The following is a 10,198-nucleotide window of genomic DNA, read 5'->3' on the forward strand; positions in this document are numbered from 1 at the left end:
GGGGGGGGGGGGGGGGCGGCCGCCGCGGGGGGGGCGCCCGCGGGCGCGGGGGGGGGCCCGGGCGGGCCCCGCCCCGGTGGGGGGGGTCCCGGTGCGGGGCGGGGCCGGCGCCGTCGACCGGGCCCGCACGGCGCTCGCCGCGGCCGTCCCCGGCCACGTCGCCACCACCCCGGCCGACCAGGAGCGGGGCAGGGACCAGCTGCTGGCCGACCTGCGGACGGGCGCGCTCACCGTGCTGGTCGTGTCGTTCCTCATCGCGATCACCAGCGCGGGCATCACCGGCGCGTCGGCGGTGCTGGACCGGCGGCAGGCCTACGCGATGCTGCGCCTCGCGGGTACGCCGCTGCGGGTGCTGGACCGGGCGCGGCGGCAGGAGACGCTCATCCCGCTCGTGGTGATGGGCGGCGGCTCGCTGGCGACCGGACTGTTCTTCGCCGCGCCGTTCGCGGTCGGGTTCGGCGCGTCCGGTGCGGTAACGCTCGCCGCGTTCGTGGCGGTCGGCTTCGGTGGGATCGCGGGCGCGAGCGCGCTGAGCCGACCGCTCCTCCGCTCGGTCACCGCCGACCCCGCGCCGACGCCCGACTAGCCGAATGAGTGTTCGAAGAATGTCCGAGGCGGGCTCTAGGTTGGGATGTGACTTAGGGGACAACCTGGGGCGATTGGGAACAGCCGCCGAACCGAGTGGCTTGTGACTACGTACCTAGGGGTATGTGACAACCGGTGGCCGTTGCACAGGCGCGGGGCCGCCGGGTCAAGGAAGGGGTGTCGACAGTGAGCGAAGCGACCGGCACATTCCATCTCACCCACCCACGGCTGGACGGGCCCGCGGAGCGGACCATCGTGCAGCCGTGGCTCACCGAACTCACCCACGCGACGCTGAACGCCTACGCCGAGGTTCCGCCGGCGCTGGCCGTGCTCGAACCGCTGCCCGCCCCGGCGCCCGTCCCGGCGGTGCCCGCGGCGCGGCGCGTCGCCGGCCGGCGCATCGCCCTGGCGGCATGACGGGCAAGGCGGCATGACGGGCAAGGCGGCCTGACGGCGGCCGCCTGACGGATCGGCTCCACGAAGGGGGCCGGGGCATCACGCCCCGGCCCCCTTTCGCATATCCTGCAATCTCACATCCTGAGATTCAGTTCTCAAAGTTTGAGAAGTCGGCGTAGGGTGCAGGCACCGACAGAGAGGTGATCCCGATGTCCGCGAACGCGACCTACACCCACGGCCACCACGCGAACGTGCTGAGCGCGCACCAGTGGCGCACCGTCGAGAACTCCGCCGCCTACCTGATCCCGCACCTGCGGGCCGGGTCGTCGGTCCTGGACGTCGGGTGCGGCCCGGGCACCATCACCGCCGGGATGGCCGAGCTGGTCGCGCCCGGACGCGTCGTCGCCACCGACGCCGCCGAGGTCGTGCTGGCCGACGCGCGCCGGAACGTCGAGGCCAAGGGCGCGACCAACGTCGAGTTCGCCGTCGCTGACGTCCACGACCTGGACTTTCCCGACGGCACGTTCGACGTCGTCCACGCCCACCAGGTCCTGCAGCACATCGCCGACCCCGTCCGGGCGCTGGCCGAGATGCGCCGGGTCGCCAAGCCCGGCGGCATCGTCGCCGCCCGCGAGGCCGACTTCGGCACCATGATCTGGTACCCGGAACCCGACGCCATGGCCCCCTGGCTGGACATCTACTACCGGGTGGCGCGCGGCAACGGCGGCGAGCCGAACGCCGGACGCCGCCTGGTCTCCTGGGCGCGGGAGGCCGGGTTCACCGACGTCACCGCGTCCGCGTCGGCCTGGTGCTACGCCACCCCCGAGGAGCGCGAGTGGTGGAGCGAGTCGTGGGGCGGCCGGATGCGGGACTCGTCCGTCGCGGACAAGGCCGTCGCCGGCGGCCACGCCACCCGCGAGGAACTGCAGCGCGTCTACGAGGGCTGGAAGGAGTGGGCCGCCGCGGAGGACGGCTGGTACTCCGTCACGCACGGCGAGATCATCTGCCGCGCCTGACCCGGTTCCCGGTCCCGGGACGCGGCGCCGGGGGCGGCCGCGTCCCGGTCAGGACCGCCCGTCGAGGAACTCCTCGGCCAGCCTCCGGGCGCGCCGGGGATCGGTGCCCGGGATCGAGAAGACGACCCGGAAGTACAGCGGCGCCACCACCCGGTCGATGATCTCCTCGACCGGCGGCGGGTCGGCCTCGCCGGCCGCCCGCGCCGCGGCGACGATCGCCTCCAGCGCGTCGTTCACCTGCCGCAGGCACTCGCGCAGGCCCGCCTTGCGCTCGTCGAGGTCCGCCGCGACCTCCGCGCGGAAGAACGCGATGCCGCCCGGACGCGACAGGTGCGCGAGATCCCACTCGGCGTACGCCGCGAGGTCGGCCCGCAGGTCGCCGGTCGGCGGGGGAGGGGCGTCGGCGTCCAGCTCCTTGGCGGCCACCTCGGCCAGCAGCGCGGGGACGGTGCCCCAGCGCCGGTAGACCGTCGTCGGATTGACCCCCGCGCGCGCCGCGACCAGCGGGATCGTGACCCGGTCGGCGCCGCGCTCGCAGATCAGCTCGGTGACCGCGTGGTGCACCGCGTCCCGGACGCGGGCGCTGCGCCCGCCGGGCCGCGCCGCCGCGGAACGGGTACCGGTGCTCATGTCGCCCAGGTTAACGCAATATTCTTTGCTTTAGGGCCGCGGGGAGGGTACGGTCTCTTAAAGCCAATATCTTTGCTTTAGGAGTCCGCCGTGACCACCGCCCTGCCGGCCGCGGAACCCGCCGCCGGCCCCCGCGCCCGCCGGCTGCCCCGCGCCGCCGCCTTCTGGACCCTCGCCGCCACCCTCCTCGCCTTCATGGCCGCGGCCGCCGCACCGTCCCCCCTCTACGTCGTCTACCAGGCCGAATGGAAGTTCTCGGCGACCACCCTCACCGTCGTCTTCGCCGTCTACGCGCTCGCGCTGCTGGCCGCCCTCGTCACCGTCGGCGCCCTCTCCGACCACATCGGCCGGCGTCCCGTCCTCACCGCCGCACTGATCGCCCAGGTCGCCGCCATGCTGCTGTTCGTCACCGCGGACGGCGTCGGCTGGCTCATCACCGCCCGCATCCTGCAGGGCCTCGCGACCGGCACCGCCACCGGCGCGATCAGCGCCGGCCTCGTCGACCTGCAGCCCCCGCACGACCAGCGCCTCGCGTCCCTGGTCAACAGCGCCACCCCCGGCATCGGCCTCGGCGCCGGCGCCCTCGGCTCCGGCCTGCTCGTCCAGTACGCGCCCGCGCCGACCACCCTCGTCTACTGGCTGCTCGCCGCGCTCTGCGCCCTCGCCGTCGCGGGCATCCTCGCCATGCCGGAGACGTCCGCCCGCCGGCCGGGCGCGCTCGCCTCGCTGCGCCCGCAGGTCAGCGTCCCCCGCGGCGCCCGCGGCACCTTCCTGCTGATCGTCCCGAGCCTCATCGCCACCTGGGGCGTCGTCGGCCTCTACATGTCGCTCGGCCCGTCGCTCGCCGCCGGCGTCCTCGGCGTCCGCAGCCACCTCGTCGGCGGCCTGGTCGTCTTCGCGCTGATGGCCGCCAGCGCCGCCGCCGTCATCGCGACCGGCGCCCGCCGTCCCCGCCCGATGATGATCGGCGGCTCGCTCGTCCTCGCCGCGGGCCTCGCCCTCACCCTCACCGCGCTCGCCACCACGTCCACACCGCTGTTCTTCACCGCCACGGTGATCTCCGGTCTCGGCTTCGGCGCCGCGTTCCTCGGCGCCTTCCGCATCGCCGCGTCCCTCGCCGAACCGGCCCGCCGCGCCGCCCTCTTCGCGACCGTCTACACCCTCAGCTACCTGGCCTTCAGCCTCCCCGCCATCGCCGCCGGCTTCGCCACCACGCACATCGGCCTGCGCGACACCGCCGACATCTACGGCGGCGCGGTGATCGTCCTCGCCCTGCTCGCCGCCGGCGGCCTCCTCCTCAGAGGCTCCACCGCCGAAAACCCCCCTCAGAGTTGATCACCTGCCCGCTGACCCACCGCCCCCACGACCCGCGGTCGCCAACCCGGCACCCTCGAACATCGGAGGCTCCTGCCCCCGCCGGGTGGCGACCCTCCCTCGAATCCGGGGAGGCGGACTAATAGCGCTGCGCGTACCAGGTGGGTTGCTCGCCGAACATGCCTTTGAAGTCGCGGATGAAGTGGCCCTGGTCGGCGTAGCCGAGGTCGGCCGCCAGCGCGGCCCAGTCGATCGCCCCGCCGGCGGCCATGCGTGCGGTCACCTCGTGCAGGCGGTAGCGGCGGATCACCCACTTGGGTCCGATGCCGACGTAGTCCGCGAACAGCCGTTGCAGCCCCCGCACGCTCAGCCCGAGCTCGCCGGCGAGGCGTTCGACCCTGGTCACGGCCTTGTCCTTGGCGATCAGCTCGACCGCGGCCACCGCCTGGCGTACCCGGGGGTCGTCGTCTGGCAGGTGTTCCAGCAGGAACGCCTCCACGGTCGGCACGTCGAGCGTCGTGGGCAGGTCCGGGCCGAACACCTCGGTCGCCGGGACGACGCGGTCGGTGATCGTCGAGACGGAGGCACCAAGGAACGGGCGGAAGCAGCCCGGCCGGAACGCGACGCCGAAGACGTGGTCACGGCCCTCGAGGACCTTGATCCGGTAGCCGCTGCACACGCCGCTGACGTCCGCGCGGCCGCCGCCGAACGACAGGTGCACGTTCGGGTACGGCACGATCTTCTGCCGGTAGGGCTCGGCGTAGTCCCAGCGAGCCTCCCAGTACCGCTCCACCCATGGCGCGAGCGCCGGCGACGGGTCGTGGAACGTGTGACGCTGAAACCTGGTCCACGCACCGCGCAGCTCACGAACGTCCCGCTCCACGCGGCGAAGTGTACGTCGCCTTTGTCCAATACCCCTCCGGCACGGGCCACCTAGCGTCGCCGCCATGTCACATCTGTCCAACGCCGCCGAGGCCATGGCCGCGGTCGCCCGCACCATCACCGACGACCAGCTCGCCAACAAGACCCCGTGCACGGAGTACGACGTGCGGGCACTGGTCAACCACCTCCTGTTCTGGGGCCCGTCGCTGGCCGGCGGCGGCCGCAAGGAGTCCGTCCCGCAGCCGGCGGCCGCCGAGTCCGATGTGGACCTGGCGGCCGGCGACTGGCGCGGCCGCCTGCTCGCCCTGCTGGACGACATCACCTCGTCGTGGGCGCCGCCGAGCGCCTGGAAGGGCGAGACCGACATGGGCACGCCGCAGACGCTGCCCGCGCCCGTCCTGGGCGACATGATCACCGGCGAGCTGGCCATGCACGGCTGGGACCTGGCCGTCGCGACCGGGCAGCGCCTGGAACTACCCGCCGACCTGCTGGCACATCTGCACGACACCGTGTTCGCCAGCGTGGAACAGGGACGGCAGATGGGCATGTACGGACCGCAGGTCGCAGTGCCGGCCGACGCGCCCACCTTGGACCGCATCCTCGGCCTGACCGGCCGTGATCCCGCCTGGACATAGTCCCCGACTGGTGATGTCGGATCGACCGGGCACCTCACCCCACCCGCAGCATGAACCCCGGCGCTCACGACGCCGACACCATCACAAACCAGACCTGGGGCCGAGGGCAATCTCCTGACGCCTGTCCCTTCGGTCCCAGCAGGCGGAAGCGCGACGCGCGCAGTGGACGGGCGCTGTGCGGGGAGCTTCCTTGGCGTCAAGGCTGCCGGCCGTCCCCGCTCGGCAGCGGGGGTGGCCAGGGGCGTCAGTCGAAGAGCTGTTCGGCGTTGTCGATGGTCGCGGCGCGCTGGATCCAGCGTTCCAGCTGGTCGGTGTCGGTGCAGCCGGTGATGCGTTCGTGGACGTGGTCGGGAACGGCGAGGCCGCGCGCCTTCAGGACCAGCAGTACCGATTTGGCCTCGCCTTCGGCGATGTGGCTCTTGGCGAAGTCTGACTGCCACTCGTAGTTCTTGAGGTCCATGGTCTCTTTCCGAGAGCGGCGCACGCGGCAGATGTGCGGAGGGCGCTGAGCTTCGATGGTGTCCGTCTGCTGCTGGCCGCCCCCGCGCGGCAGTGGGGGCGGCCAGGGGCGTCAGTCGAAGAGCTGTTCGGCGTTGTCGATGGTCGCGGCGCGCTGGATCCAGCGTTCCAGCTGGTCGGTGTCGGTGCAGCCGGTGATGCGTTCGTGGACGTGGTCGGGAACGGTGAGGCCGCGTGCCTTCAGGACCAGCAGTACCGACTTGGCCTCACCTTCGGCGCGGCCTTCGGCGATGTGGGTCTTGGCGAAGTCTGACTGCCACTCGTAGCCGGCGGTCTTCACAGTGTCCTCCAGGAGCTTGCGGGCAGCGTCGGAGAGCAGCGTCCTCAGGTAGTCATGGTACAGAGGGCCGGTGTCTCCGGTGAGGGTGTCGATGGCCGCCGCGACGGCGCTGACCACGGCGGATGCGTGCGGGCCGTCGGCGTGCGCGGGGGCGCTGAGGACGGCGAGTTCGGGCATGCGAGTGGCTTCGTCGAGGTCGGTGATCGGGGGGAGCATGCCGGGGTGGACGGTCAGGGGTTCGAGCACCCAGTTCGGGTGTCCCATGTCGATGGGGGCCGCGCATCTGCGCGCGCTGTTCTCGTCCGGGCACAGGACGAGCAGCGTCGCCCCGCACTTGTGGCGTAGCCGGAGCAGCGCGATGTAAGCGGGCCAGCTGTACTGCTTGCCGCCGTCGAACCGCTGCTGCGACTCGACGATGACGCCGTGGGTGCGCTCGTCCCTGGTGTCGAACAGGACGGTGGCGTCGCATCGGAGTTCGGCCGGGTTGAGATCGGCGAAGGATTCGGACGTGATGCTGGGGTCGCCGAGGATGTCCAGGTCGAAGACGGTCCGCAGGATGGTGGGGACGAGCTCGGGCCGGTTGCGGACCATCTCCAGCGGGAGCTCGTGTGCGCTCGTTGGCATGGAACGCAAACTAACGGTGATCGAACGGTCACGGGGCGTTCATGGTCTCGAATGATTATTCGAGACCATGAACGCGTTCGAGAGTGGTCAGAAGGGGCCGGTCAGGTCGCCCAGCTTGTCCGTTAGCTGGAGGTTGTGGGAGTAGTCCACCGGGACGGTGACGACGGACACGGTGTCCTCGGCGAGGGCCTTGCGGAGGGTGGGGAGCAGCTCGCCGGCCGATTCGACGCGGTAGCCGCGGGCGCCGAAGCTCTCGGCGTACTTCACGAAGTCGGGGTTGCCGAACTTGATGTGGGAGCTGGTGCCCATGTCGAGGTCCATCTTCCACTCGATCAGGCCGTAGGCGGAGTCGTCCCAGATCAGGACGGTGATCGGGATGTTCTCGCGGACGGCGGTCTCCAGTTCCTGGGAGTTCATCAGGAACGCGCCGTCGCCGGTGGCGGCGAGGACCCGGCGGTCGGGGTGGGCGAGCTTGGCGGCGAGGGCGCCGGGGACGGCGAAGCCCATGGACGACAGGCCGTTGGAGACGAGGAGGGTGTTCGGCTCGTACGTCGGGTACATGCGGGCCATCCACATCTTCACCGCGCCGGTGTCGGCGAGGACGATGTCGGCGCGGCCCATGGCGGCGCGGACGTCGGCGACGATGCGGCGGGGGGAGAGAGGGAAGCCGTCCTCGGTGGCGCCCTCGGCGAGCTCGTCGCGCATCATGCGGCGGATCTTCTCGCCGGTGCCGTTGACGTCCCAGCGGCGGTGGACGCTGTCGGCGAGGGCGCGCAGGGAGCGGGAGATGTCGCCCTGGATGCCGACGGTGACGGGGTAGTGGTCGTCGACCTCGGCGGGCGACTGGTGGATGTGGATGATCTTCTTGTCGGCGTTCGGGTTGATCTTGACGGGGTCGAACTCCTGGAGCTCGTAGCCGACGGCGATGAGGACGTCCGCCTCGTCGAAGCCGAAGTTCACGTAGTCGTGGCGCATGAAGCCGACGGCGCCGAGGGCGTTGCGGTGGTCGTCGGGGAAGACGCCCTTGCCGTTGAAGGTGGTGGCGACGGGCAGGCCGAGGCGCTCGGAGAAATGGATCAGCGCGTCGCTCGCGCGGTCGCGGGTGGCGCCGTGCCCGGCGAGGACGATCGGCTGCCGGGCGAGGGCGATCACGTCGGCGGCGCGGGCGATCTGCGACGGCGACGGCTCCTGCGGCCGGACGATGTTGACCGGCAGGGGCTTGAGCGCGTCCGAGACCTTGGCGGACTCGACGTCCTCGGGGATGGCGAGGTAGACGGCGCCGGGACGTTCGGTCTGCGCGGTCTTGAACGCCTTGCGGACCATCTCCGGCAGCGCCTCGGCGGTCGGGGCCAGCTCGGACCACTTGGTGATGGGGCGGAACAGCGACACCAGGTCGACGATCTGGTGCGACTCCTTGTAGATGCGGTCGAGGCCGACCTGCGCGGAGATCGCGACGACGGGGGTGCTGTTGGTGGTGGCGTCCGCGACGCCGAGCTGCAGGTTGATGGCGCCCGGGCCGAGGGTGGCGGAGGCGACGCCGGCCTTGCCGGTGAGGCGGCCGTAGATCTCGGCCATGAACGCCGCGCCCTGCTCGTGGCGGACGAGGATGTAGCGGATCGATGAGTCGTTCAGGGCGTGGACGAAGTGGATGTTCTCCTCGCCCGGTATGCCGAAGACGTATTCGACGCCCTCCGCCTCGAGGGTCCTGACGAGCAGCCGGGCGGCGTCTTCCTGCGTGGACATCGTGTGTCCCATCTCCAGTCTGTGATCTCCGGGTGCCTTCGGTGCAGCGCCCGGTTCGCCGCCTCCATTCCATCGCGCCGTGTGTGATCGGTTACGGGCGGCCCACCCCGAAATGGGGAGGGGCGGCCCGGCGTGCGCCGGACCGCCCCTCCCCATGCCCCGGTAACTCGGGGTGGCCTGATCACGAACGTAGAACCCGCGCGTCGGCGGCGGGAACTTTCCGTTGCGTGATAATTCTGGGCGAAAAGGTACGAACCTCTTGCTCAGCCGTCGACCATCTCCCTGATCGCGCGCAGCGTCGGCTCGTCCTTCACGCCGGCGATCAGCACGGTGCTGACCGGGCTGTCGCGCCACAGCTGGAGCCGCTCCTTGATCCGGCCGAGCGGGCCGAGCAGCGAGATCGCGTCGGCCAGCTCGTCGGGGACGGCCTTGATCGCCTCGGGGCGGCGGCCGTCCAGGAACAGCTCCTGGACGCGCTGCGCCTGCTCGGCGAAGCCGAGCCGGCCGATGAGGTCGAGGTGGAAGTTGCGGTCCTTGGCGCCCATCCCGCCGATGTAGAAGGCGAGCGGGATCTTGGCGAACTCGAGCGCGGAGGCCAGGTCGTCGGTGACGATCGTGGTGACGGTCGCGGCGATCTCGAAGCCGTCCGGGCGGTTCGCGAGGGACGCGCCGAACACGGGCTCGATCTGCTCGGGGTCGACGAACAGCGGCAGCCAGCCCTGCGCCACCTCGGTGGACAGCGCGACGTTCTTCGGCCCCTCGGCGCCGAGGTAGACGGGGATCTCCGGGCGGACCGGGTGGACGATCGACTTCAGCGGCTTGCCGAGGCCCGCGCCGCCGGGGTACGGCAGCGGGTAGTGCGGGCCCTCGCTGGTGACGGGCTCCTCGCGGCGCCAGACCTGCCGGACGATGTCGAGGTACTCGCGGGTGCGGGCGAGCGGCTTGGGGAACGGCTGCCCGTACCACCCTTCGACGACCTGGGGGCCGGACGCGCCGAGCCCGAGGATCACCCGTCCGCCGGACAGCGCGTCGAGGGTGAGCGCGTGCATCGCGGTGGCGGCGGGGGTGCGCGCGGACATCTGCACGACGGCGGTGCCGAGCTTGATCCGGGACGTGCGGGCGGCGTACCAGGCGAGGGGGGTGAACGCGTCGGAGCCGTAGGCCTCGGCGGTGAAGACCGAGTCGTATCCGCAGCGCTCGGCGGCCAGCACCGTCTCGGTCTGGTCCTCGGGTTCGCTCTGCCAGTAGCCGACGTTGATGCCGAGCTTGAGGTCCGCGGTCACGTTGCCATCCTCCGGTCGCGGTGCGCGCCGCCGGGTCTGCGGCGCACGGGCGATACTAGAACACGTTCTACTTTCCGGGGAAGGGCGGGGTCGGCGACCCGGCGGCGGGCGCGCGGCCGGGCGCGTCGGTGACGGGCGACGGGCGCGCGGCGGGGTGCGGCGACGAGCACGGCGGCGGGCGGCGGGCACGGGGGAGGGGCGCGGGGGGGGGGGGGGGGGGCCGCGGGGGGGGGGGGGGGGGGGGCGCGGGGGGGGGGGGGGTGGGGCGGGGGGGTGGGGAGGTGTGGTGGG

At 72.1% G+C, this 10,198-nt stretch carries 11 protein-coding genes; 5 read left to right on the forward strand and 6 right to left on the reverse strand.

Annotation, left to right across the window (positions count from 1 at the left end; all coding sequences use genetic code 11):
• Window positions 1–91 precede the first annotated feature (91 nt).
• The 3 genes from AB0C78_RS49930 to AB0C78_RS49940 all read left to right on the forward strand — a co-directional run bounded on the left by AB0C78_RS49930 (window position 92) and on the right by AB0C78_RS49940 (window position 1,997).
• Window positions 92–586, forward strand: a complete 495-nt coding sequence (locus AB0C78_RS49930; protein WP_360762646.1) for a hypothetical protein — start codon at window positions 92–94, stop codon at window positions 584–586.
• Window positions 587–771: 185 nt separating this feature from the next.
• Window positions 772–1,002 carry a hypothetical protein gene (locus AB0C78_RS49935; protein WP_360762649.1) on the forward strand — a complete coding sequence of 77 codons (231 nt, stop codon included), beginning with the start codon at window positions 772–774 and terminating at the stop codon, window positions 1,000–1,002.
• A 188-nt stretch (window positions 1,003–1,190) separates the two neighbouring features.
• Complete coding sequence (locus AB0C78_RS49940) at window positions 1,191–1,997, forward strand: methyltransferase domain-containing protein (protein WP_360762652.1); 807 nt, start codon at window positions 1,191–1,193, stop codon at window positions 1,995–1,997.
• A 48-nt stretch (window positions 1,998–2,045) separates the two neighbouring features.
• Here AB0C78_RS49940 and AB0C78_RS49945 read toward each other — a convergent pair whose 3' ends face one another.
• Window positions 2,046–2,627 (reverse strand): TetR/AcrR family transcriptional regulator, encoded by a 582-nt coding sequence (locus AB0C78_RS49945; protein WP_360762655.1) that lies wholly within the window; start codon window positions 2,625–2,627, stop codon window positions 2,046–2,048.
• Between the two features lie 90 nt (window positions 2,628–2,717).
• Here AB0C78_RS49945 and AB0C78_RS49950 point away from each other — a divergent pair, with 90 nt between their 5' ends.
• Window positions 2,718–3,962 (forward strand): MFS transporter, encoded by a 1,245-nt coding sequence (locus tag AB0C78_RS49950; RefSeq protein ID WP_360762658.1) that lies wholly within the window; start codon window positions 2,718–2,720, stop codon window positions 3,960–3,962.
• A 118-nt stretch (window positions 3,963–4,080) separates the two neighbouring features.
• On the opposite strand, the gene AB0C78_RS49955 is transcribed toward AB0C78_RS49950, so the two are convergent.
• Window positions 4,081–4,824 carry a helix-turn-helix domain-containing protein gene (locus AB0C78_RS49955; protein WP_360762661.1) on the reverse strand — a complete coding sequence of 248 codons (744 nt, stop codon included), beginning with the start codon at window positions 4,822–4,824 and terminating at the stop codon, window positions 4,081–4,083.
• A 64-nt stretch (window positions 4,825–4,888) separates the two neighbouring features.
• Here AB0C78_RS49955 and AB0C78_RS49960 point away from each other — a divergent pair, with 64 nt between their 5' ends.
• A complete protein-coding gene (locus AB0C78_RS49960; protein WP_360762664.1) occupies window positions 4,889–5,458 on the forward strand; it encodes a TIGR03086 family metal-binding protein in 570 nt (189 codons plus the stop codon).
• Between the two features lie 244 nt (window positions 5,459–5,702).
• Here AB0C78_RS49960 and AB0C78_RS49965 read toward each other — a convergent pair whose 3' ends face one another.
• The 4 genes from AB0C78_RS49965 to AB0C78_RS49980 all read right to left on the reverse strand — a co-directional run bounded on the left by AB0C78_RS49965 (window position 5,703) and on the right by AB0C78_RS49980 (window position 9,907).
• Window positions 5,703–5,918: a hypothetical protein gene (locus tag AB0C78_RS49965; protein WP_360762667.1), complete on the reverse strand. Its 216-nt coding sequence runs from the start codon at window positions 5,916–5,918 to the stop codon at window positions 5,703–5,705.
• Window positions 5,919–6,029: 111 nt separating this feature from the next.
• Entirely contained in the window at window positions 6,030–6,881 is an 852-nt protein-coding gene (locus AB0C78_RS49970) for a hypothetical protein (protein WP_360762670.1), read from the reverse strand.
• Window positions 6,882–6,968: 87 nt separating this feature from the next.
• Complete coding sequence (locus tag AB0C78_RS49975; RefSeq protein ID WP_360762673.1) at window positions 6,969–8,624, reverse strand: acetolactate synthase large subunit; 1,656 nt, start codon at window positions 8,622–8,624, stop codon at window positions 6,969–6,971.
• 263 nt (window positions 8,625–8,887) lie between these two features.
• Entirely contained in the window at window positions 8,888–9,907 is a 1,020-nt protein-coding gene (locus AB0C78_RS49980) for an LLM class F420-dependent oxidoreductase (RefSeq protein ID WP_360762676.1), read from the reverse strand.
• Window positions 9,908–10,198 lie beyond the last annotated feature (291 nt).

Origin of the sequence: Actinomadura sp. NPDC048394 (assembly GCF_040651755.1) — a bacterium.
In the GTDB taxonomy this organism is placed as follows: Bacteria; Actinomycetota; Actinomycetes; order Streptosporangiales; family Streptosporangiaceae; genus Spirillospora; species Spirillospora montaniterrae.

What these genes read in the sequence shown, in the direction of transcription:
- AB0C78_RS49940 (WP_360762652.1), top strand. Translation starts at nt 1,191, where the DNA reads ATGTCCGCGAACGCGACCTACACCCACGGCCACCACGCGAACGTGCTG.
- AB0C78_RS49945 (WP_360762655.1), bottom strand. Translation starts at nt 2,627, where the DNA reads ATGAGCACCGGTACCCGTTCCGCGGCGGCGCGGCCCGGCGGGCGCAGC.
- AB0C78_RS49960 (WP_360762664.1), top strand. Translation starts at nt 4,889, where the DNA reads ATGTCACATCTGTCCAACGCCGCCGAGGCCATGGCCGCGGTCGCCCGC.
- AB0C78_RS49965 (WP_360762667.1), bottom strand. Translation starts at nt 5,918, where the DNA reads ATGGACCTCAAGAACTACGAGTGGCAGTCAGACTTCGCCAAGAGCCAC.
- AB0C78_RS49970 (WP_360762670.1), bottom strand. Translation starts at nt 6,881, where the DNA reads ATGCCAACGAGCGCACACGAGCTCCCGCTGGAGATGGTCCGCAACCGG.
- AB0C78_RS49975 (WP_360762673.1), bottom strand. Translation starts at nt 8,624, where the DNA reads ATGTCCACGCAGGAAGACGCCGCCCGGCTGCTCGTCAGGACCCTCGAG.